The sequence below is a fragment of the Nonlabens sp. YIK11 genome, from assembly GCF_001413925.1.
Lineage (GTDB): Bacteria > Bacteroidota > Bacteroidia > Flavobacteriales > Flavobacteriaceae > Nonlabens.
The window spans coordinates 1,439,268-1,463,165 of sequence record NZ_LBMJ01000001.1 but is presented as its reverse complement, the minus strand read 5'-3'; the positions used below and the strand labels follow the sequence as shown (position 1 = coordinate 1,463,165).

General features: G+C 40.9%; 20 protein-coding genes. 9 read left to right on the top strand and 11 right to left on the bottom strand.

Features of this window, described 5'->3' with window-relative positions:
• Positions 1-97: 97 nt before the first annotated feature.
• Positions 98-850: a hypothetical protein gene (locus tag AAU57_RS06595; RefSeq protein WP_055412158.1), complete on the bottom strand. Its 753-nt coding sequence runs from the start codon at positions 848-850 to the stop codon at positions 98-100.
• A gap of 571 nt (positions 851-1,421) precedes the next feature.
• Between AAU57_RS06595 and AAU57_RS06590 the strand changes: the two genes are divergently transcribed.
• Both AAU57_RS06590 and AAU57_RS06585 read left to right on the top strand, forming a co-directional pair.
• Positions 1,422-2,885 (top strand): hypothetical protein, encoded by a 1,464-nt coding sequence (locus AAU57_RS06590; RefSeq protein ID WP_055412157.1) that lies wholly within the window; start codon positions 1,422-1,424, stop codon positions 2,883-2,885.
• A 213-nt stretch (positions 2,886-3,098) separates the two neighbouring features.
• Positions 3,099-3,512 carry a BLUF domain-containing protein gene (locus AAU57_RS06585; RefSeq protein ID WP_082438563.1) on the top strand — a complete coding sequence of 138 codons (414 nt, stop codon included), beginning with the start codon at positions 3,099-3,101 and terminating at the stop codon, positions 3,510-3,512.
• Positions 3,513-3,528: 16 nt separating this feature from the next.
• Here AAU57_RS06585 and AAU57_RS06580 read toward each other — a convergent pair whose 3' ends face one another.
• From AAU57_RS06580 to AAU57_RS06570, 3 genes are read right to left on the bottom strand one after another with little or no spacing between them, the layout of a single operon-like run.
• Positions 3,529-4,431, bottom strand: coding sequence for a Brp/Blh family beta-carotene 15,15'-dioxygenase (locus AAU57_RS06580; RefSeq protein ID WP_055412155.1), 903 nt, complete (start codon positions 4,429-4,431; stop codon positions 3,529-3,531).
• Positions 4,432-4,442: 11 nt separating this feature from the next.
• Positions 4,443-5,594, bottom strand: coding sequence for a DUF2254 domain-containing protein (locus AAU57_RS06575; RefSeq protein WP_156340019.1), 1,152 nt, complete (start codon positions 5,592-5,594; stop codon positions 4,443-4,445).
• A 1-nt stretch (position 5,595) separates the two neighbouring features.
• The gene (locus tag AAU57_RS06570; RefSeq protein ID WP_055412153.1) at positions 5,596-6,414 is read right to left on the bottom strand and encodes a bacteriorhodopsin; all 819 of its coding nucleotides are present in this window, start codon (positions 6,412-6,414) and stop codon (positions 5,596-5,598) included.
• Positions 6,415-6,714: 300 nt separating this feature from the next.
• Here AAU57_RS06570 and glgA point away from each other — a divergent pair, with 300 nt between their 5' ends.
• Entirely contained in the window at positions 6,715-7,920 is a 1,206-nt protein-coding gene (gene glgA, locus AAU57_RS06565; RefSeq protein WP_055412152.1) for a glycogen synthase, read from the top strand.
• A 4-nt stretch (positions 7,921-7,924) separates the two neighbouring features.
• Entirely contained in the window at positions 7,925-9,190 is a 1,266-nt protein-coding gene (locus AAU57_RS06560; RefSeq protein ID WP_055412151.1) for a glucose-1-phosphate adenylyltransferase, read from the top strand.
• Between the two features lie 43 nt (positions 9,191-9,233).
• Here the strand turns inward: AAU57_RS06560 and AAU57_RS06555 are convergent, their stop codons facing one another.
• A complete protein-coding gene (locus AAU57_RS06555) occupies positions 9,234-9,641 on the bottom strand; it encodes a BLUF domain-containing protein (RefSeq protein WP_055412150.1) in 408 nt (135 codons plus the stop codon).
• A 395-nt stretch (positions 9,642-10,036) separates the two neighbouring features.
• Here AAU57_RS06555 and AAU57_RS06550 point away from each other — a divergent pair, with 395 nt between their 5' ends.
• Entirely contained in the window at positions 10,037-10,876 is an 840-nt protein-coding gene (locus AAU57_RS06550; RefSeq protein WP_055412149.1) for a bacteriorhodopsin, read from the top strand.
• A gap of 125 nt (positions 10,877-11,001) precedes the next feature.
• Here the strand turns inward: AAU57_RS06550 and AAU57_RS06545 are convergent, their stop codons facing one another.
• The gene (locus AAU57_RS06545; RefSeq protein ID WP_055412148.1) at positions 11,002-13,401 is read right to left on the bottom strand and encodes a TonB-dependent receptor; all 2,400 of its coding nucleotides are present in this window, start codon (positions 13,399-13,401) and stop codon (positions 11,002-11,004) included.
• Positions 13,402-13,591: 190 nt separating this feature from the next.
• Between AAU57_RS06545 and AAU57_RS06540 the strand changes: the two genes are divergently transcribed.
• The 3 genes from AAU57_RS06540 to AAU57_RS06530 are packed head-to-tail and all read left to right on the top strand — an operon-like array spanning position 13,592 to position 15,995.
• Positions 13,592-14,197, top strand: coding sequence for a hypothetical protein (locus AAU57_RS06540; RefSeq protein ID WP_055412147.1), 606 nt, complete (start codon positions 13,592-13,594; stop codon positions 14,195-14,197).
• A gap of 2 nt (positions 14,198-14,199) precedes the next feature.
• The gene (locus AAU57_RS06535) at positions 14,200-15,270 is read left to right on the top strand and encodes a sensor histidine kinase (RefSeq protein WP_055412146.1); all 1,071 of its coding nucleotides are present in this window, start codon (positions 14,200-14,202) and stop codon (positions 15,268-15,270) included.
• Positions 15,267-15,995, top strand: a complete 729-nt coding sequence (locus tag AAU57_RS06530) for a LytR/AlgR family response regulator transcription factor (RefSeq protein ID WP_055412145.1) — start codon at positions 15,267-15,269, stop codon at positions 15,993-15,995. The genes AAU57_RS06535 and AAU57_RS06530 overlap by 4 nt, the downstream gene beginning before the upstream one ends.
• 63 nt (positions 15,996-16,058) lie before the next feature.
• Here AAU57_RS06530 and AAU57_RS06525 read toward each other — a convergent pair whose 3' ends face one another.
• The 3 genes from AAU57_RS06525 to AAU57_RS06515 form a co-directional block, all read right to left on the bottom strand.
• Positions 16,059-16,736 (bottom strand): response regulator, encoded by a 678-nt coding sequence (locus AAU57_RS06525; protein WP_055412144.1) that lies wholly within the window; start codon positions 16,734-16,736, stop codon positions 16,059-16,061.
• 2 nt (positions 16,737-16,738) lie between these two features.
• Complete coding sequence (locus AAU57_RS06520; RefSeq protein ID WP_197275394.1) at positions 16,739-18,484, bottom strand: sensor histidine kinase; 1,746 nt, start codon at positions 18,482-18,484, stop codon at positions 16,739-16,741.
• Positions 18,485-18,832: 348 nt separating this feature from the next.
• Positions 18,833-19,306 carry a ferritin-like domain-containing protein gene (locus AAU57_RS06515; RefSeq protein ID WP_055412142.1) on the bottom strand — a complete coding sequence of 158 codons (474 nt, stop codon included), beginning with the start codon at positions 19,304-19,306 and terminating at the stop codon, positions 18,833-18,835.
• A 154-nt stretch (positions 19,307-19,460) separates the two neighbouring features.
• Between AAU57_RS06515 and AAU57_RS06510 the strand changes: the two genes are divergently transcribed.
• The gene (locus AAU57_RS06510) at positions 19,461-20,861 is read left to right on the top strand and encodes an exonuclease domain-containing protein (protein ID WP_055412141.1); all 1,401 of its coding nucleotides are present in this window, start codon (positions 19,461-19,463) and stop codon (positions 20,859-20,861) included.
• On the opposite strand, the gene AAU57_RS06505 is transcribed toward AAU57_RS06510, so the two are convergent.
• Positions 20,858-22,096, bottom strand: a complete 1,239-nt coding sequence (locus AAU57_RS06505) for an asparagine synthetase B (protein ID WP_082438562.1) — start codon at positions 22,094-22,096, stop codon at positions 20,858-20,860. The genes AAU57_RS06510 and AAU57_RS06505 overlap by 4 nt on opposite strands.
• 177 nt (positions 22,097-22,273) lie before the next feature.
• Positions 22,274-23,818 carry a replicative DNA helicase gene (dnaB, locus tag AAU57_RS06500; protein ID WP_055412140.1) on the bottom strand — a complete coding sequence of 515 codons (1,545 nt, stop codon included), beginning with the start codon at positions 23,816-23,818 and terminating at the stop codon, positions 22,274-22,276.
• Between the last annotated feature and the right edge of the window lie 80 nt (positions 23,819-23,898).

Here is a 23,898-nt window from a genome sequence, read left to right as displayed (position 1 = left end):
TTTGGTTTTAGATTTCAGTTTAAGTTTAGATTTAGATTTAGACAAAAAAAAAGCCCTCAAGTAACCTAAAGAGCTTTTCTTCATCCGGGATTTCATCTTATCCCACCGCAATCAAATTCAAAACATTATAACTGCCATTATTCAGCGCATAATGCACACCGTTCACCTGCTGGCTAAAACTAAGCAGTAACAAATAAACCGTCACGCCCAGCTCAGCGGGTAATGAACTGGGGACTAAAGTCACGTCACTACTCACGGTATCGCCTACTGCAAAAACCGTCTCTGTACTTTGTCGCAACTGACTTTCACCAGTTTCAAAATTAATACTGGCAACGCCCAACGACATACTCACGTGTGTCGATCCATTAGGCGGCACAATATCTCTATTGGGCACCAACCCGTTGATTTGCAAAGTACCCGTGACCGAATCTAGTTCATAAGGCGCATACAGGATACTTCCCAAAACCGCTTGATTATTAAAATCAAAACCTTGCAAGGCAAGCTTACCCTCGGGTGTAGCAATACCAGTGGCAACATTTCGGTAACCACGCATATTGGTTTGGTCCTGATTCTTGATTTGACTCATGATCTTGACCATGCGGGAGCTCACGCGCTTGTCCTTGGCCTGCAGCAGCATGGGACGTATGGCATTGCGCAAAACCTTGCCACTTTGCGCTGTGTGGCCAAATTCCCTACCATTCTCCCGCGTACGGGCAAATGCTGGGTCATTGTCAATACGGGACTTACTCACACCGCCTTTGGTGCGAACCAGGTATCCGTCTCCGGTCTTGTAAAAGGTCATCCCATCCAGGGTGCCCTCTACTTTCAAAAGGCTTTTTTGTTTTGCCATAATTGAAAAAATTAAACGATTAAGACACAAACATATTTCCATCCCATCTGCCCAGTGACAGGATCTACGGCATTTGACAATCATGACCTAAATCAGCTTAAAAACCATCTATTGACAATCCTGACAAAAAATGACATTATTCACTATAACCAACTCATAACCATACGTATAACACATATCAGAATACTACAGGCTAATCGTAATCCTCGTAATTTTCGATAAATTCCGGACGTATGGGAGTCTTAGATCTGTTGGATCTGGACCGAGGATACTTAGGGGATACTAGGGATATACTTAGGGGATAGTGTATGGGAATGCGGTACAAAATGGCACGAGCAAAAGTCCATCCATCCACCTCCATCAAAAATAATCAGGATCCGGATGCAAGTGGTAGTTGTTCCGCTTTCGCGCCTGCCTGCCGCATAGGCAGGAAAGCGAAGGACCTCCATCCTTCCTGCGTCCATCAACGATGGGAATTCGATCCGTACATCGCGGGCACCTGTGGAATCCTGGGTCCAAATTGGGAGTCGTTTCCGTTTTTACCGTTATTTGTAGGCTTTAATACTTACCCATGATCGCCATACGATACTGTTTCCTCTTAGTTTTCATCCTTTCAAGCGGCCTCATCCAGGCCCAGGAATTACTGGCCGAAAGTTATTTTAAACCTTCCCGATTGAATAGTGAGGTCGTCACGGTGATCGACAACGATTCCATGATCAATCTCTTTGCGTTCAACAACAAAAAGATCCACCGTTTAAAATATAGCGCAGATTTCAGACTGCTCTCCAGTACGGATTATGACGCACCTCGATCAAGATATGGTGAGGTGGCAGGCTATGCGGTACAGGAAGATGGTACCATCCAATTGTATTATAGCAATTCCCGCGGGAATAAGTTCAGTTTGAATGCTATCCAAGAAGGACAAGGACAAATTACAGTAGATGAATTTGATTTTAAGTTTGATGAGGATATTCAATTGGAACATTTTACTCATCAGAATCGGTTTTATATACTGGCCATCAATAGGAATTCCACACTCAAGTTATTTGAGTTTGATGGTGCCAGCTACACGGTTGAGGAGTATCCGCAATCTTCCATGTCCTTTGATCTTACCTCAAACGGCAAAGCTGGAGAACTCTTTGATTTCTTTGTAACGGGCAACGCTTTCAAGAGAACTGAGGGCGACTTGCAATGGATGGATACGGAAAGTCCGAATTCCATTGAATCCGTATCTGTACTCAACAAGCTGTACACTATTGGCGACCGCCTTTACATCACCTTAGATAAGGCAGATGAAAATACTTATGTGATTGAAATTTCCCTAGCGGATAAAACCATCAAGACAACAACCTTTCCACAACCAGCTGCCGAATTTGATCGTGCGACCGTTAAGTCCAACTCGTACCTGTACGATGGTAAACTCTTCCAGAATATAGTTTCCAGGGATAGGTTGATCACCACGGTAACAGATTATGAAACAAGAAGTCAGATTAAACGCTTGGACATTGCGCGCGATGATGAATTGACCATCGCAAACTCATCCATCATCCAGGAAGGTGGTACTTATGATGACTATCGCGAACTGGAAAAGACCAGCAAGCTGCTCAGGAAAATGACATCAGCCACACCTGGTATTTCGGTTTACAAAATGAATGGTGATTATGAGTTGACCATAGGTGGCTCTAAAGAGGTAAGCGCTGCGCCCATGGTGGGTTTTGGTTTTGGTGGTGGTGCGACGATTCCCATAGGTGGTGGCAACAGCGGTATTGGACTGACGTTTATTAGCCTAAGCCCTACTTGGCATGCCTATAATGCTTATACCAATACAAAATCGACCTACTTCATAAGTATGTTTGACCAACAAATGAACCATCTGGATGGCGAGGTAAGAGAGAATGTTTTTGACAAGATCAACACCTATGTAGAAGATAAAAATCCAATGATTGAGACCGTTTTCAGGTACGACGACAGCTTCATTTATGCCTACTTTGATAAACGACAAAAGAAGCACATACTGGTAGGTTTTAGGGATTAAACCCCATCTGAAAAATCATAGAGCAATGAAAAAACCTCATTTTGTTTAAGGATTGATTGTTGTATAAGGGCAATAAATGAACATTTAGAATTCCTTAACAACCTTCCTGTTAGACTAAGGAAATTTACAATTTTGATTATCAGCAGGTTGCTTGTTGAGTAGGCTTTTCACAGAATTCCTAATTTTAAAGAAGAACCAGCGCTACCGTCAGGAATGAAAATGTACTACTCCATTTGCTATTTGAGCAAGTCGTCAGAAGATCTGACTAAGGATGATATTAAAAACTTGTTTGCCTACTCTGCAGAACAGAATAATGAGTGTAATGTTTCAGGAATTCTTTTGCATGCAATAGGACGCTTTTTTCAAGTAATTGAGGGCAATGAGCGATATCTCAAGGATCTCTATCTTAAAATCAAGAAAGATCATAGACATAGTGAGATCATAGAACTTTTTAATGGCCCAACCGCGCATCCAATCTTTTTAAGATATAACTCTAAATTCAACATCGTAAAGTCAAACGATGACCTCTCTAGAATTGATCAATACATAAATGAAAACCGCCTTCATCCTTCAAGCGATACCTTGAAGCGTATACTAGAACCCTTTGTGCTCATGGGAATGGAATAGCCGAGCAGTTAATTTTCTAATTCTTTGGCTGGACGGTCACTTTTAAATAAGCAAACAGGATCACATGCGGTATGGTGGTCATGGCTCCTAGCAACACAATGGTGGTCAAGGATAGCAGGGCGATTCCCATAAAATAATAAAGGATAAACAGCCCAAAAATACTGGTTAGGTAAAAAGGCATCGCGTGTTTGCTATAGGCTATAAACCCTTTCCAACCAGAAAGTCCCAAAACCTTGATTTGGGAAAATATCGATGGTATGCTATGCCACAAAACAAAGTAAAAAGCAAAGGAACTGAACAAATCCAACTGCTCAAAAATAAAATACAACAGCACTAAACTGAGTTCCAAAAATAAGAACTGCAACAAGCTGGCCTTTCCTAAAAATAGATGTGCCAATCCCAACACCACTTGAACCACTACGATGGGAATCATAAAAAAAGTACTCCAGGTCAATACGCCAGGCGCATAATCACTGGCTTCCAAGAATTGCTCTAACGTAGATAAATGCGTCAAAAACAATAGTGAAAAAACAGATAAACCATAAAAGAAGCACCACAAGATAAAGGCAACATTTTTTTGCTCCTTCCACCAGGAGAAGTGCTCTTCTCCAAAATGAAATGCAGATAATAATACAAACAAGTTGATGCCCAGCACAGGTTCCAGATAAACGACCACACCTATCACACAGGCAAACAAAACATAGAGCAAAATGAACAATAGGGCAGATACATTCTGTTGGGTAGAGCGTCTATAAATCAACAAATCATTAGCGCCATGAAAGATTCCTAAGGTAGCCATGGCGATAAAAGCCGCTCCTTGGGCCACTGGTGTGACGGTTTGCTGTGTGGTCGTGAATAGGAGTAATAACAGCAACAGGGAAATTCCTGCGATGTACCAATAAACTTTGGAATAAGTCAAGCGGATGAATTTTACTTCAATATACCATGATGTATAGAAACGCCAGCCTCATTCAAGGTAGAAATTGCCATTTTAATGGATTTAACCAGTATGGGGTCTTGCTTCATGTAATTCCACATCTCTTCAAAACAATAAGCAGCCAGATCTTCATTAGCCAGAAATGGGATATAAACAAAGTGTTCATTGTCTGTACTGTAGCAATTATATCCTTGGAGTTGCCCTCTTTTAATGAGCAATTGGGTGATGTAATCAATGGCACCCAAGGAGGTTCCAGGATCATTGATGGCTGGTGAACTACCTTTTATGGCAACTTCTACCAGGTGTTTGATCTCCGTCTCATTAAGTTCCAATGGGACTCTGGAATCTACAGAGACTTGACGACTAAAATTGTGGTTTTTGGCTTCAAAGGCTTTGGAGGTTCTGATCAACACCTCACCGTCATAAATAAAGGTTCCAGGCAATCGAGTAATGTAGATATGAGCGTGATTGTCCTTGGCAAAGTCGGCTAGATCTTTAATATCTGGCAATTGTACATAGCCACAATCCTTGGCCTGGACGCCTTCCCATGATTCCAGATCTTGCGGTGTGTCTTTATGACAGCCTATGTGTTCCAAGTCCTGTAAATCCCTTTGATTGCGCAGGGAGCGATCATAGCTTTTACGCAATATGTAGTTGACATGTATAGATTGCGATACACTATGAATAAAGTAAATAAACAGGAAAACGCATAAAATGCTCATCATGACGCCTACAAAAGCTCCTAGTGGTGGGAATTCCTGAACGTTATCTCCACTAGCAGCAATGGACATGATCATGGAATAGATAATGGTTCCACTAGTGAAACCTAGGATCAATTGATGATGCCTTTCTGATAGAATCAGCGGTATCAATCGCGGTGAGTAATTACTAATACTGCGATTGAGTACGTTCATCACCATGGTGTAACTAAAGATCGTAAGCGTGAAAATACCGCCTATGATAAAAGCAAAAATGAATTGCAGATCTCCCTTTTCAAGAATCACGATACCATCTAAAAAATCTGGTAGGTAGTCGTCGTTAAATGGAAAACTGATTTGACCTATTGCCATTAGAGCAAAAAATAGCGCTATGCCGGTAGGCAATAGCGCTATACTATTATAGATCTTTCTAAAGGTAGAAAGCAAACTAGGCAGCTTTGTGATCTACACCTATGCGACCTAGTGCTTGTTGAGCAGGTACGTAACCAGCTGCTGCAGATTGGTTCACCGCAATGTAAGTGATCATTAGACCATAAATTACCTTACTGGAAATATCTGCTACGGTAAATAAGACTTGTCTCAATACAACACCATCAGCACTATTCATAAAGTAAGGTACTAGATATGCGATAGGATACAAGGTCCATGCAAACATCATTAACCAGAACACCTTCATGATGGTAGAGTTCGTACCACCTAGCATGCTTGCTTTTTGGGCACCAATCTTTTTACCAACGATAAAGTTCATGATAACAAAGAATACGGTACTCGCAGCACCCCAGTACATCAAAGCACTTAGATCACTTACTTCATACAGTTGTCCTACATAACCAGTAATGATCATACCCCAAGCGGCAAGAATCAAATACGTAGCTGTAGAGAAAAGTTCTTTTCCTTTAAGGTTTAAGACAATAAGTAATTGGACAAGAAGACATGGAATGGTGGCCATCCAATTTACATAACGATAACCGTTAGAAAAGGTCAAATCTTGTAATTGGTAGGTTCCATCTACATAAGCAAAGGAATCTGTCCACATGGCAGCCTGACTGTTAAGAATCAATCCAGCCGATACCATAACGATACAGGATAAGGCAGTTGCTATTCTATACTTGGGAGCCACAAATTGCGACACCACAAGAAAAAAGACTAAAGCGGCAAGGTGCACACCTACGCCCATGGTAAATAGGTGGTCAATAAATTCAAATTGACCTACCGTGTAGTCAAAAAGGTTTTCAATATTGTTCATAAGAGTTGTTTTGATTGTAAGATTTAAAAATAGCGGTGTGAGTGAAGGCTTAATGTGAATGAATTCGCAATTAGCCTTTCATTAACTATGGATAAAAACCAAATCCTTGATTACCATGACAATAATGAACCTCTTGAATCCACCCTGAAAATCAAATATTCAATCCACCGTCTGAAGCCATTCCAAAGCCTGGAACCCTAGGTACCACATGGCTCATTGCCAAATAATTAATGGCTCGCCTCAAATCCTGTGGAACCTTTAAGAAATAATCCTATATTTAACAGGAAGAATGAAAACCCTATGAAAGTACTCTTTTTGACTCGAGAGTTTCCGCCGCATGTTTATGGCGGTGCTGGCGTCCATGTAGAATATCTTGCTCGAGAACTTGCCCAACTCATGCAGGTGGAAGTAAGGTGTTTTGGCGACCAGGACGTTGATCAAAAGAATCTTAGTGTAGAAGGTTATGATTATGAGGATATCGCTTTCGCGAAAGCGGACTCACAATTAAAAGGACTGCTACAAACGCTCTCTACCGGTGTGCACATGAACATCAAACCAGTAGATGCAGATGTGACGCATTGCCATACCTGGTACAGCCATTTTGCTGGGATCATGGCCAAATTATGCTACGGCACGCCACTCGTGGTCACCACGCATTCCTTAGAACCATTGAGACCCTGGAAAAGAGACCAATTGGGTCGTGGCTATGATGCCTCGTCCTGGATTGAAAAGACGGCCATTGAAATGGCAGATGCCGTGATCGCTGTCTCCAAAGAAACCAAAGATGACGTACTACGGTTTTTTGATGTAGACGAGCACAAAATTGAAGTCATCTACAACGGTATCGATCTACAACAATATCAAAAAACCAGCAGTACCAGTGCTTTAGACAAATATGGTATCGATCCCAACAAGCCATTCGTACTTTTTGTGGGACGCATCACTAAACAAAAAGGAATCATCCATCTGGTCAATGCGATACAATATATTGATCCAGATACTCAAGTAGTCCTGTGTGCAGGCGCACCAGACACTAAGGAAATCGCTGCAGAAATGGAGCAAGCCGTCGCCGCCGTTAAAAAGGATCGCGATAATGTGATCTGGATTGACGAGATGCTGGACAAACCGTCCATCATTCAGTTTTACTCTCATGCAACCGTATTTTGCTGTCCTTCTATTTATGAACCTTTTGGTATTATCAATATAGAAGCCATGGCATGTCATACACCAGTCGTGGCCAGTGCGGTAGGCGGCATTAAAGAAGTGGTCATTCATGAAAAAACAGGGCTACTCATTCCTGTAAAGCAACAGCAAGAAGCACCATTTGAACCTGTGGATCCCGATCGGTTCGCTCAAGACTTGGCAGCAGGCATCAACAAAGTGGTCGCAGATCCAGAATTGCAAAAACAAATGGCCAGTGCCGGGCGACAACGTGTGGAAGAACACTTTGACTGGAAAGCCATTGCACAACAAACAGCAGACTTATATTCATCACTTATAGCTTAGACACATGATCAATAACGAGGTAATTTCCATCATTTTGGGCGGCGGCCAGGGAACAAGATTATATCCATTAACTGAATCCAGATCAAAACCAGCGGTTCCTATTGCTGGAAAATACCGACTTGTGGATATTCCTATCTCCAATTGTATCAACAGCGACATCAAAAGAATGTACGTGCTGACGCAGTTCAACAGTGCGTCACTTAATAGACACATCAAGAACACCTTTCACTTCAGCTTCTTTAGCAGTGCCTTTGTGGATGTACTCGCCGCAGAACAGACTCCAGGAAACTCTGACTGGTTTCAGGGAACAGCAGATGCCGTGAGACAAAGCATGCACCATTTTACACGTCACGATTTTGATTATTTCCTCATCCTATCTGGTGATCAATTGTACCAGATGGACTATAGCGAAATGATCCAAGCGCATAAAGACAGTAAGGCAGATATCACTCTTGCCACGATCCCAGTAAACGCAAAAGATGCGCCTAGTTTTGGAATACTAAAATCCAATGAAGAAAATCAGATCACTTCATTTATAGAAAAACCCAAAACAGAACTACTTAAGGACTGGTCCAGCGAGGTAAGTGAAGACATGCAAAAGGAAGGTCGTCATTATCTAGCGAGCATGGGAATCTACATTTTCAACAGGGATCTACTCATCAAATTAATGGAAGAAGAAGGAACAGTAGATTTTGGTAAAGAGATCATTCCGCAAAATATTGATAAGCTCAAAATACAGAGTTACCAATTTGAAGGCTACTGGACAGACATAGGTAATGTAGATTCCTTCTTTGAGGCCAACCTTGAGCTCACTGACAACATTCCTGCATTCAACCTGTTTGATAAGAACTTTCCTATCTATACAAGACCTAGGATGCTACCTACTTCAAAAATCTCTGGCACCGCGATGGACCGCACGGTTATAGGTGATGGTTGTATTATCGCAGCCTCAAAAATCGAGCGATCTGTCATAGGAATTCGATCACGCATAGGTAAGGAAACCACCGTCATCAATACCTACATGATGGGTTCTGATTATTACGAATCCCTAGAAGAAATAGAGCGTAATAAGATTGAAATATTACTGGGAATAGGTGAACGATGCTTCATTAAGAATGCCATTGTAGATAAAAATTGCCGCATAGGCGACGATGTAAGAATCAATGGTGGTCCGCATCTGGAAGATCAAGAAACTGAAATGTACGTGATTAAATCTGGAATCGTTGTGCTTAAAAAAGGTGCCGTGATTCCTTCAGGATTTACCTTGTAATACCAACAATTTAAGCAGCAGTTGATCCGTAAGGAAGACCTTTCTAGGTCAACCAATTCATACCTAGAAAAGGCTCCAGTTCTTCAGCCGATGTATTAAAGGCACCATATCGTTTTTGTCGTTTCAAAAACATTTTTAATGATGCCAGTTCAAAGCTTGAGGTAATCAGGTTAAACTTAGAATTGTATTCATTGAAAATAGGTGACCTTAATTCAGTATTAAATATCTCGTAGATGTTTGAATGTCTGGAGTCCTCGCATATTTTATCGTAAAGTTCCTGGATCTGGTTTTGATCACCTTCCAATACCTGAAGAAAATTGCCATCCTTAAAAAGCAATATGCCTTTGATACCAAAAAGATTGTTCCTTCTTTCAGAAGAGAGCAACATCTCGTGGATCTCATAATCGGTAAGCGTCTCGTTGGCGCGGCTTATGTAAGCAATACTGTACATATGTAATATCCTTCAAGAATATGTTTTTTAAAATAGGGAATTTCTTTTATTAAGAATAATAGGTCATTGGATTTTTCACTTAGGAAAATAGTCAAAGGACCCCTTCACTTTTAAACAAGAGTTTTGAAACACCGCGCTAAAGTAGAGCCACAAGGCTGATCGTATTTATTTTATGATTAAAAGCTGTAACCCAAGGTAGTATTGATTTATTAAAAAATGAGATCTTTTTTTAGGATATAGACATAAGCCTAGTTATCAAGGTTATTTCATCAAGCAATGTAGAGATGTTAAAATATTGCGTAATATCTATAAATAAACTTTAAAGAATTTAAAAGATGGCAACATCATAACCTCTTACCTATTAATTTTATGATTCAACTTAAAAAACTTAACACATGCAACAATTAGGAGACGCTAATTTTGAGAATTACATAGGTGCTACAGAAGGCTTTTCTGAAATGGCCTACCAAATGACTTCTCACGTTCTGACTTTAGGCTATGCCGTGATGCTCGCTGGCCTACTCTACTTCATTTTAACCATCAAAAACGTAGACAAGAAATTTAGAATGTCCAATATTCTTTCTGCCGTGGTGATGGTCTCCGCTTTTTTGTTGTTGTATGCACAGGCAGGTAACTGGACCAGCAGCTTTACTTTTGACATAGAACGAGGCAAGTATTTCCTCGATCCAGAAGGCGACTTATTCAACAATGGTTACAGATACCTTAACTGGTTAATCGATGTACCAATGCTATTGTTCCAGATCCTTTTTGTTGTGACTCTGACCAAATCCAAATTAAGTTCTGTTCGTAATCAATTCTGGTTCTCTGGAGCCATGATGATCATTACGGGATACATAGGTCAATTCTATGAAGTTTCTGATCTGCCTCTTTTCTTTATTTGGGGTGCAATCTCTACCGCATTTTTCTTCCACATCTTATGGTTGATGCATAAAGTAATCAAAGAAGGAAAGTCTGGATTACCACAAAAAGCCCAAAAAATCTTGAGCAATATCTGGGTTTTATTCCTCATTTCTTGGTTCCTATATCCAGGTGCCTATTTGATGCCTTACTTGGGCGGTCTTGATGGTTTCCTATACAATGAGTCTGGTGTTGTGGGACGCCAAATCACTTACACCATTGCAGACGTTTGTTCTAAGGTCATCTACGGTGTATTGTTAGGTAATCTGGCCATGACCTTGAGTAAGAAACACCAAAACGTTGAAGAGACAAACTAAAAAATATAGTTAGCACCCTAAGATCCAGCAGCCTAAGGTTGCTGGATTTTTTTATGGATGATAGTTTCGCTTTCGCGTCTGCCTGCCGGACAGGCAGGAAAACGAACTGAAACCCATTGCCGCTATTAATTCACACGATCTTTTTCATCTTCAAGACCTGTGTCACGACTGCGCGCTTTTTTGACATCAGAACTTCCAAAATTATAGGTCAATCCCAATGCGACATTACGAGAATCACTACCTCCAGATCCATCAATGACAAGCTGTCCAAATCTGGTCGTCCCTTTCCAAAAGCTCGTGAACAGCACATCATTGAATGATAGCCTCACATTGAGTTTGTCATTTATAAACTTCTTTTGAAGGGCAAGGTTCAAAGAACCCAAAGCCTTAGTTTCATATGTGCCACCCCAAACCGATGGTGAGCTATACCAACCGCCTACCTCTAGCCGATACTGCGATGGTAGGTTGATCGTGTTTTGCATGTACAAGCCCAATGTCTCCTGACTGGTTGATACAAAATCAGGATTGGTAGAAGTATAGGAGTTTGAAGAGGCATTGATACTCAAGTAGACGTTCCACCATTTTTTAATTTCAAATGGATAGGATAAGGACAAGTTCCATACCTCTTGATCTGCAATGTTGCGTTCGTTGATAAAGTTTCGATTATCTCCATCCGTTTCGGTGACCTGTGTGAAGAAATCCGAAACATAGGCATAACTCAAGGCAGTGGTAAAGCGGTATTTGTAGGTGTGGCTCAACTTGATGTTATCTGTATACTGGGGTTGTAAAAAAGGGTTGCCGCGCCGTGAGCTCAATTCATCAATCTTATACTCAAAGGGATTGAGTGACGAATAATTGGGCCGTTGGATGCGCTGGCTGTAGTTGATCGCCCATTGATGATCACGACTGGCAGTATAAGTCAATCCACCACTCCAAAAAAAGTTGGTATAAGATCGCTTCACACGGCTACGATCATTGATCTGGTCGCTGGTCAAATTACCATCAGAGTCGGTATGTTCCATACGTACGCCTAACTGGTAATTCCACTTTTCAATTGTTTTGTTATAGTTAAAGTATGCTGCATAAATACGCTCTGTGTACTCAAACTTATTGCTTTGCTCTCTATTGAGTTCAAAATCCTGATCCCGACGATTAAAGAATTGAAAGTCATTATTAGTATTTACATAGGAACCCTTGATTCCCATGGCCGCTTTGCCATTGAAAAGATTGTAATCGTAATCCATTCTTAATGCAAGAATATCGATTTGAATAGGAGTAATTTGCTGGGTGATGTTTTGGCTAATTACGGTCGTTTCTGCTCCATTGAAATAAAAGTTAGGCTGGTATTGACGGCTATCATTTATGTAATTACCATAATCTAGATCCATGTTAAGTTCATGCCCTAGAGTGTCCTTGAATCGATAATTGAGATTAGTGGTGTAGTTCTGTATGTCACCTCTATAGACATTATTTGCCACAAGAACGCTATCAATGACGTTGGATCCTATTTCTCTTATAGGTGTACGTGAATCATTATTGTTGTTTCGACTTGTAAAATTCACTGAAGCAATGACGCCTATGGTATTCTTGTCATTCAAGAAATAATCGTATCCCAATCTTATATTGTGTATACTGCGATCATCAATGGTATTAGTGCGCGCATTAAAATTTGTTCCGTTTTGAGTTCGGTCCAAATAAAGAAAGCCGGTAGTGCGTCCAAAACTATTGCTGTAATTCCCATATAAATTCCCATTTAGACCACGATTATTGAAGTTGACAGAATTACTGTTGCGCACATAATCACCTGCAGTCGCTGTGGTGCTTATCGAGCCATTTGTTCCTAAACCTTTATTCTTCTTGAGCTTGATATTTATGATCCCAGCTGTTCCAGCGGCATCATATTTTGAAGATGGTTGTGTAATGAGCTCTATGGATTCAACATCTGCAGCTTGTAGAGACTGTAAGAATGCCTCGAGATCAGTTCCAGAAAGCCGCGATGGGCGACCATCAATCCAGATCTGTACACCTGTTTTACCTTCTAGGATGATATTGTTATTGTTGTCCATGACCACTCCAGGTGCCTTGCGCAATAATTCCATGCCATTGGTTCCTACAGCATTTATCGTGTTTTCCACATTAAATACGGTTTTTTCTGCTAGTACTTGGACTATGGGTTTAGTGGTACTTACCGTTACCGCATCAAGCGATTGAGCTGCGGGTTGCAGTTCTATGGTACCTAGATTGGTATCGGTAACCAGTTCTATATTTTGACGCCAGCTGGCAAATCCCATAAAGGAGATTTCTATGAAATAGTTGTCCTTCGGTAGGTTCAAAAGTTGAAATTGTCCAGAGTCGTTGGAGGTTCCCGCTTTCGCGAAAGCGGAATCCACAGCAGTCCTTAAAACAATGGTCGCAAATGCTACAGGTTCTCCAGATGGATCCTTAACCGTTCCCTCAAGTCTGGCCGTCTGACTGAAAGCCGAGATACTGAAAAATACTAGAGCGTAGAATAAATAGGTTTTCATAATTAGATGTTTGATGTCGCAAATATGAAATGTGAGTGCAGGCATCACAATGAAAAGCAGACGGAGCGCACCATGAGCTGTTCAATGGCCTTGCGGCAATTCATCTCTCTATAGGGCGACTCGTCGGGTTTCTCTTTTAATAGGAGAAAGCTGTTTCTACTTTAGCATCTCAATTTTAAACACCATCGATATGAAAATTCTTATTCTTATTCTAGCAAGTTTTGTGGCCACTAGCGTGTTTGCCCAGGATCACTATGCCGTTGTCAAGAAAAATGATGAGGTGACCTATAATTATCCAGAGAGTTCTGTATTTACTCTAGAAGATCCTGCGGGCAATAAAAGGTTGCTTGAAAAGGATGATGCCATTGACGTTACCGGTGACTACACCTTATACATTGAAAATTACTGGAGCAATGAGCCAGAGGTCATCAAAGCTAACGGCGGCCGTCTTGAGGTTTTCATCTTGCCTAATAATTATAGAAATGAGGTAAAGGAATATTACAGCAAGAAAGTCTCTCATGAGCATCAAAATGCGAATTATGACAAAAAACCTACTCTAGAAACTAAAGAAATCACTCAATCCAAGAAAGGCGCGCCTTATGATCTACTTGCGGTATTTTCAAACAGTCTGATTTTCAAATTTAGCGATGGGAAGCCGCGAGCCTGGTTAAACGGTAACGAGGTGGCAGTAACCAATAGATATTTAGTACAATCTCCAGAAGGTTTGCTTAAATTGAGTTTCAATCCCAGCAATGGTGAGTTTTGGTACACGTTTGACACCCATTATAAATACTAATCATGTCCACTAGTTTGAATAGCCCGTTTTCAAGAATCACCATCCGGGAAATCCTGGGTGTGATTCTTTTTTATTTTTTCTTTTCCTTTCTTTATCATATCGTTTTGGGTTATCTGGGCACAAGAGATAATTACAGTTTTTATGATCAGTATCTGGAGTTTCCAGATTTCTGGGAGCGTGCTGGTATGCAGTACGTTTTCTATTTTATAGGCTCTGTGGTCATTTGGTTTCTGGGAATATTTCTATTTAAAAAATATTCCAATTATCTACAGATTGCTGTGGTTGCCCTAATGGTTCCTTTATTTGTCTGGCTTTTACGTGATTTGAGATATTACATATTAGATACCCAAGACATCTGGCACCTGGAAGGCACCTCGCAGGTTTGGGATTGGTACATACCTTCCTTATTTCTTTGGATACAATTCGGTTGCTTTTTTGCCTATCGATACTTCAGGGAAAACAAACGCAAACTTTTAGTTGAAGGTGAATTGCGACAAGCCGCCTTAAAAAGCGAACTTTCCGCCATCAAAGCACAGCTCAACCCGCATTTTTTATACAATGTTTTTAATACGATCAACGCGTCATTACCAGCAGAAAATGAGCGTACACGTCGTATGATTGCGCAATTATCTGATATTTTTAGATATCAGCTTAAAGCTACTAAGCAAGAAAAAGTACCGCTACATGAAGAGCTGGATTTTGTGACTAAATATCTGAATCTTGAAAAAGAACGTTTTGAAGATCGACTCAAGATCGATATTAATGTTCCCTTTGAATTAATGAATGAGCCTGTGCCACCTATGTTATTACAGCCGCTGGTTGAAAATAGCGTGAAGCATGGTTTGAGTTCTTTGATAGAAGGTGGCGAGATCTCCATCCAAATTCATCGAGAAAACGACAAATTGAAATTCGTCATCTCTGATACAGGTGTAGGCGTTGAAGATCCCAATGCGCTGATGGAAAAAGGAATAGGACTCACCAATACAAGACTGCGACTTCAAAAAATGTACAATTCTACTTTAGAGATTCTCCACAATGATCCACGTGGTTTGAAAATTGAATTCACGATATGAAAAAAGTGATTATTGTAGATGATGAACGTGCAGGTCGCGATTTGATCAAGGAATATTTAGAGAAACATCCGGATTTGATCATCATGGGCGAAGCTAATAATGGAGTCGATGCTGTGAAGTTGATTAAAGAGTTTCAGCCAGATTTAGTTTTTATGGACATTCAAATGCCTGGTCTCACCGGTTTTGAGGTGCTGAAGCGACTGGATGAAATCCCACAAATCATTTTCTCGACGGCCTATGATGAATATGCACTGGACGCTTTTGAGGTCCATGCCGTGGATTATTTGCTCAAGCCTTACACCATGGAACGCTTCAACAAGGCTGTGGCTAGACTCCAGATCAACAGCGAGGTAAACAACATCAATTCACTGGCAGAAAGTCTTCTCAAAGATCTACCAGACTATCCAGAACAGATCCTGGTCAACAAAAACCGAAAACTAGTTACCCTTAAACTCAAGGACATTCAATGGATTGAGGCTTATGGTGATTATTCCAAAATCCACACTCTAGACCAGGTTTTTATAAGCAACAGTGGTATCACAGCCCTTGAAGAACGCCTCAATCCAAAACATTTTATTAGGGTTCACAGGTCTGCCATTACCCATCTCAAGCAAATACAGACCGCTGAAAAATACGGCAAAGGCTACAGTCTCAAAATGAACAACGGCGACATCGTGCGCGTGAGCCGCGGTTATGTAGATCGTTTGAGGGAATTGATGTTTTAAGGATAGTTTCGCTTCCGCGCCTGCCTGTCGGCAGACAGGAAAGCGAACTCTTTAAAAAGCCTGTTATCTAAAATGTTCCAAGACATCATCTACCAAAGTACGTGAGATACGAAAACAGGTATCCTGTAAATAAACGGTTGTCTTATCCACCTTGACCACGGCACGTCTACATACCGCGACACTGCGGTTGATCCTGATGAGTTCATTGTCAGGAAATTGATCCTGAAATGCTTGCAGTGAGATGCGTAGCACGTCAGATCCTTGATCGTGAAAGACTTCTGTATAGACATGATCTGCCTGTGCATAATAGATAGCATCCAGATGATATTGGTGAATACCGTTTCCTACCTGTACCGTCACTTCATCATTGTGGTGATCCAGTCTCGCGAACAAAAGGTCTATGTTTGTAGTGAGCGTCGCCGCTTGAACTGGTTTTGAAATGTAACCTGCGGGCTGGGTCGATTTAAGCTCTGCGATTGTTTTGGGATCTGTATATGAAGTAATGTACATAAAAGGAATCCCATATTCTTGATTGATGAGTTTTGCGACATCTACACCACTTTTCTTACCTGATAGTGACACGTCCAATAAGGCCAGATCAAAAACATGGGTTTTCAACTGTCGTTCTGCCTGCTCATAGTCTATAGCGATTGCTGAGACCTGATAACCACCTTTAGATAAAATGCGTTCCAGATTACCAGCAATCATAAGTTCATCTTCTACAATTAAAATACGTTTCATTCTTACCGTCTTTTAATGTTAATGCTGTAATTGGAATCGATACGATTCATGGTCCCGCGCAACTGTAAAACCATGGTTTTGATAATATAAAGTCCTAAGGTTTCCTTTTCTGGATGTAATTCAAAGGCTTTACCGTTGTCCCTATAATCTAATCTAAGTTCATTTCCCTTTTCCTTCAATACGATTTCTATCACTAGTTTAGGCCCTATGGGATCAGAATGCTTGATGGAGTTTGTAATCAATTCATTGATCAAAATCCCAAGCGGAACGGCCGTTTCCAGGTTGACCTTAATATCCTCAATTTTTCTGATCAGGTCGACTTTTCCATGATGTGTCATGACCTGTGCACTGGCAATGGTCTCAATGTAGGATGCAATGGCTATTTCTTTCTTACCAGCACCACTGTTGGCACTAACAAATTGATCATGAAGAACTGCTATGGCATGTATGCGATTATTAAGACTCTCTAGATTAACCGTGGTTTCCTTCTGGCTGGATTGATCCAATTGAAAGGCAATCAAACTTTGAATAAAGGCAAGGTTATTTTTTACACGGTGATTGACTTCTTTAAGTAGAAACTCTTTTTCGGCAATGTTAGCGGTTAGTTCGTGATTGGTTTCTTTAATTTCTGTATTCTGATCTCTGATCTTTTTATTACGTGAGGCCAGCGTGATGATGAGCAGCCCAAGACATAACAGGAAAAAAGCACCTAAACCAAGTAAGACGACAAAATAGTTTTCCTTACGCGATGCTTCGGCGAGCTGTGTTTCCAGTTTTATGTTTTCTAGAATCGCCTTTTCCCGTTTTAGCTCAAATTCAATCTCTTTTACTTTGATATTACGGGCTCTTTGAAGAGCCGATAATGCTTCTTGCGCATACAGCTTCTGGTAATAAAGCGCTGTATCCAGCTGATTCATGGCTTCGGCAACCTTAGATCTATGTTTATAGATTCTAGGGCGGTCTTGTTTTGTTTTCTCTCGATCGATGATCTGCAGTGAAGAGTCATTATAGATCATGGCCAGTTCATATTTGCCTTCATCATAATGGGTTCGTGACAAAAGATTGTACATGTTGACCTTACCTGGCTCATGACTGGCGTTCTTCCATAATCGCAATCCCTTTTGGAAAAATTTTCTTTTAGCCTCATAATCATCAGGCTCTGCGTTCAAACCTAATAGCAAATAACCTGTAGCACCAACATGTAAAAACCCATTTTGTAATCCAAACTTGACGGCCTTCTCTGCCCACTCGATAGATTCCTGACGCCTGTCATTCACACGATACCAAGAACTAAGTCGGTACAAATACCTACCGTATAAAACACCTTTTGATAACTGTTCTTGTTCAAAAAGACGTTCAATACGATTAAGGTCTTTTTTGCTTTCTGGCATATTTTCAAGTAGCTCATGGAGCAAAGTTCTTTCCAATAATACTTTTACCTCCAATTCTGGATCCACATCTAGAGGCTTGAGCAATTCTTCAGAAAGTAGCAACGCCTCATCATACAACTCTGACTCCACAAGTGCTTGTAATTTATAAACCTTGAGAATGTTGAGCTGCTCTTGGGTAAAATCTGACTGAAGCAATTCATTGATGGCCAATAAGGATTCTGCTCTTTCAAAGGATAATATCTTGCTCCGGATGCGAGCATCTATTTCTCCAAATGGAAAATCTTCTAAATGCCTAGCTGGAGCTTCCTGAGCAACACTTGTGGCTACCGATAAAACCAGAACTAATACAAGCGCCAAAAATGCAGATGTACAGCGGTCTGCTTTAGGTCTTGAAGATAAATTACCACGGTTACAACAAAACATAGGAAGTGTGAGATGTGCAATGATATCTATTTAATTTAACATATAAACTTAACGCAATTACCGTTCAGAACAAAAACCTAGGCGTTCAGAACATTTCTCATTGGCTTATCCTTACTTCTTATATCTTTAAATATTGAAAAGAATAAAATCTTGATCTAAAAGAATTATTCATTAAGAATTTAGGGTAGTAATTGTACATAGGGACCTTTTTAAGGGTGCAATTACAAATAAAAAATCCAGCTGTTCAAACAGCTGGATTTTACTTTTTATATCAAGTTTATTTTACTTGATGTCTTCTAATTTTTTGACCGTATTCAAGGTATTTTCAATCATTCCTAGTTGTTTCTCCAAGATTGGTTTTACTTCAGACAATAAATCATTTTTTTCCAAAGCTTCTTTGTAATCACTTACACTAGCTTTTTCACCTCTGATACATTCTTCTAGAATAGCTTCCTCATTCTCTGAAGTGAAAGCGCTTTTGATATCCATCCAAGCTCTATGTACAGCTCCTGCTGCAGATCCTTGAGTGGTTGGCTCTTCATTAAGTCTGTGCAATTCGTTATGAATCTCTGTCGCAAACTGGCTTCTCATTGCCGCACGCTCTTGGAAGAAAGTTTTTAGTCTTGCAGAGTCAGTGTCTTCAATAGCCTTTTTATACCCTTTTTCTGCGTCATAACTCTTTTCCAAAAGTTGATTCAACTGCGTTACAGTAGTATCGTGTACTTTTTGATGAGCTGCTTCTCTTGTAGTTTCCATAGTTTTTATTTTAAAGTTATGATATAAGTCCAGCGATGACTTACAATTAAAAGTCAATTCACATGTTTTTAACCTTATAAATAACGTTACACTTATTGGAATATTTCCAATATATAAATAGGAATATTTCCATAATACATGTTATTTTTGGAAGATGGATTTCAACAATCAAGTGTATGCGGTAGTCGATGTCGAGACTACTGGAAAAGGTTTAGGCGGTAACAGGATCACTGAAATCTGTATCGTGAGAATGAAGGAAGGTGAAGTACTGGATAAATTCACTAGCCTGATAAATCCGCAGCAACCTATTCCTGGATTTATTACCCAACTAACCGGTATTGACGATCACATGGTGGCAGATGCGCCCTTGTTTTCAGAAATCGCAGTTGATGTGCTTCGGTTTTTTGAAGATGCCATATTTGTTGCCCACAATGTTGGGTTCGACTACAATGTGATACGTAATGAATTCAAGAGGTTGGATGTTGATTTTAGCAGTAAAAGATTATGTACGGTTCGGCTTTCGCGAAAGCTGCTTCCCAACAAATCATCCTATAGTCTAGGAAGATTGTGTCATTCCTTAAGCATTCCGCTCGACAATCGCCACCGCGCAGAAGGCGATACGGATGCGACCGTGATCCTGTTCCAACGATTGTTGTCGCTGGATGATGATCATGAAGTCATCACTGAATTTCTCAAAGTAAAGAGCAAGGAAAGCACCTTGCCACCACATGTACCCAAAGCCCATTTTGACCAGCTGCCGTCCACTCCTGGTATTTATCTTTTCAAAGATAAATCCCATAAAGTCATTTATGTAGGCAAGGCCATCAATATCAAAAAACGGGTGCTATCCCATTTCTATACCAAGAAGAGTAAATCCTATCTCATGGGACAAGAAATGCATCACATTGATTTTGAAGAAACGGGAAATGAGGCCGTGGCCCTTTTGCGAGAAGCAGATTTGATACGCCATCATTACCCTAAATTCAATAGTGCGCAGAAAAAACCTCGCAACACTTATCAAATTATCTCATACAAAAATCAGCGAGGTGTGATACAGTTGGCCGTCGCGGTTTCAAAATCCTTTGACTATTCTGTCATCACTTTCTACAATCGTGCGCAAGCGGTAGAAAAATTAGAATGGATGTGTGAGGAGTTTCACCTATGCCCGCGTTATTGCTCGCTGCAACTCACAACCGGTCGCTGTACGCATTATAAATTGCGCAATTGCGAAGGCATCTGTACCCATGAAGAAGAAGTGGATCATTACAATGAGAAAGTCCTGAAAGCCATTGAGGCCTTGCAAAATGACAAGCCAACTTTTATCATCAAAGAAAAAGGACGCCATCCCGAAGAGAATTGTGTGGTTTTAATTAAAGACGGCCGCTATCAAGGTTATGGATTTGTGGATCATGACATTCCAGTTTCTACCATTGATGAGTGCGAATCCTACATTGAACGTAAAACGCCCAATTATCACACCCATCAAATTATCAATACGTATTTAAGAAAAAACGAAATGCGTAATGTGGTTGTGCTGGACCAGGTGACGGCCTAGGTCTTCTGCTTCTTTTTACGAGCCGCTGGAAACAAGACGTTGTTGAGAATCAATCGGTAACCAGGTGAATTGGGATGCAAACTCAATTCTGTTTTTGGGTCACCTACCCTATGCTGGTAATCTTCTGGATCGTGGCCGCCATAGAACGTGAAAAAACCTTTGCCCCTAATACCATGAATGTATCGCGCTTCTTTATTGGTCTTGTTTTCTCCTAGCACCAAGACATTTTTCTTGACCTCATCCCGATCATAACTGGTTGTTTGACCCATAAATCCTTTGACCAGACTGGTATGGTTTTGATTCAACATGGTGGGAATAGGATCCCATTTTGCGCTAAAATCCATCAAAGAAAAGTAATCGCGTTCTTTTTCAATCCTGCGTTTTCTCGTCATGTCAATACTACTAAACTCATAAACCATAGGCGAACGCTCTAATTCAAAATCAGTGAACGCAAAAGTTTTGGTGTAATCAATCTTACTTTGATAATTAGCATCAGATGGGTCACCATCAAACATAGTCTCTGCTATATCGACGCCTTCTACAGCAAGGGCAATGTCAAAACTATCAGTGGCGCTACACATGGCAAACATAAAACCGCCGCCTATCACATAGTCTCTGATTTTAAGAGCGACATCACGCTTTTCCTCGCTCACTTTGGAATAACCTAATTCTGCGGCTAGCTTTTCAGCGTCTTGTTTTTCCTCGATGTACCAAGGTGCTGTCCTGTAGTTGCGATAAAATTTACCATATTGACCAGTAAAATCTTCATGGTGAAGGTGCAACCAGTCGTACAAGAGCAACTCATCAGCTAGGACTTCTTTGTCATAGATTTTTTCATAAGGAATCTCTGCATAAGTGAGAACCATGGTCACCGCATCGTCCCAAGGCGCTTTTCCCGTAGGCGTATACACCGCAATTTTAGGAGCTTTTTCAAGCAACACTTCCTGCATGTTTTGAGATGGGCTGGCGATAAGCTCTAGCATAGAAGTAACCTCACCGTCGCTCATGGGTTCATAAGAAACGCCGCGAACGATCAGTTCCTTTTTGAATTCTTCCGTTTCTGGGATGAGAAAGGAGCCGCCACGGTAATTGAGTAACCACTTTACTTTGGTCCCTTTGGCGAGCAGCCAGTAGGAAATTCCGTAAGCTTTTAGGTGGTCCGTTTGTGTTTCGGCATCCATGGGAATCAGCAAATATTGCGCGTTAACGTTGGATAGCGCCAGTAAAAATGCCATCAAACATAAAACGGAACGTAAGGATTTATTTCTCACTGCAAGTTGTTTTGAAGATCCACAAATGTATTTAGTTAGAGACTAAGGTTGAAAAAGAGTAAGCTTTCGAGAAAGCGAATTCCATATCCACCACAAAGTACATATCAAAAGCTAAACTGCAATTTTCCTGCCGACTTTTCTCTAGAACGCCAGACCGTCGTCGTCGTCACTTTGTGGACCACCGAAGGCATCACCAGGCGAAGGGAATTTAGGCGTATCTGGTCTAAAAGTATCATCATTTGCCTGATTCATTTTGCTACCAAACTCTTGTGGTATCGCCCATTGCTCTTCAAGGTTATCAAACTTACCAAATTGACCCAAGAACTTGAGCCTGATAGAGTCTGTCGCACCATTACGGTGTTTTGCCACTATAAATTCTGCCTGGTTTTTACATGGTGTCTGGTCGTCATCGTCCCATTCTTCCAGACCATAATATTCTGGTCTGTAGATAAAGGAAACGATATCTGCATCCTGCTCGATCGCTCCAGATTCACGCAGGTCAGAAAGCAACGGTCGCTTGCTACCACCACGTGTCTCTACCGCACGTGATAATTGGGATAGTGCAATGACGGGTACCTCAAGTTCTTTGGCAAGTGCCTTAAGGTTACGGGAAATCGTTGATATTTCCTGCTCACGGTTCCCACCTTTGGCATTTGTCTGTGCGGTCATTAACTGCAGATAATCTACCATGATCAATTTGATACCGTGCTGTGAAGCTAGACGTCTACATTTTGCACGCAGGTCAAATATGGATAGTGATGGCGTATCATCAATAAATATAGGTGCCTGTTCCAGATCTTTCACTTTTACATTGAGTTGTTCCCATTCATGTGGCTCAAGATTACCGGTACGTAATTTTTCTGAGGACAGACCTGTTTCTGAAGATATCAAACGCGTGATCAACTGGACGCTACTCATCTCTAGAGAAAAGAACGCTACTGGAATGTTGCTACCTACCGCAATGTTACGCGCCATGGACAAGGTAAAGGCCGTTTTTCCCATACCTGGACGTGCCGCTATGATGACTAGGTCACTGGGCTGCCAGCCACTGGTCAATTTATCCAAATCATTAAAGCCAGTAGGCACACCACTTAGACCATCACGTTTGGCAATTTCTTCTATACGCTGCTTGGCCTGACGGACCAGATCCATCGCTGTTTCTGTACTTTTGCGTATGTTTCCTTGCGCTACTTCATAGAGCTTGGATTCTGCTTTATCTAATAGGTCAAAAACATCAGTGGATTCTTCATAGGAATCATTGATGATTTCTGTAGAAATCTTGATCAAACTGCGCTGAATGAATTTTTGCAGGATGATCCTCGCGTGGAATTCTATGTGCGCCGTAGAACTCACCAATTGAGATAATTGAACCAGATAATGGTCACCACCTACAGACTCCAACTTCTCATCACGACGCAGTTGGGCGCTAACGGTTAATAAATCTACTGGACTACCGCTTTTGAACAATTTATCAATCGCATCAAATATGGATTGGTGCGCCTTATGGTAGAAAGCATCTGGAGTTAATAGATCGATTACCTCATCAACACCTTTACCGTCAATCATTAACGCACCCAACACAACCTTCTCAAGATCAATAGCTTGTGGTGGTATTTTTCCTTTCTCTAACGATATCACAGGACTGTTTCCCGTCACGATCGATACTCTTTCCTGTACTTTTTCCATAGGATCAAAAATAGAGGAAAGCCAGCGATTTTTAAGATTTCCTTGTCTTCAGTTGGTTAACATTTTTATTGAAAAACTGG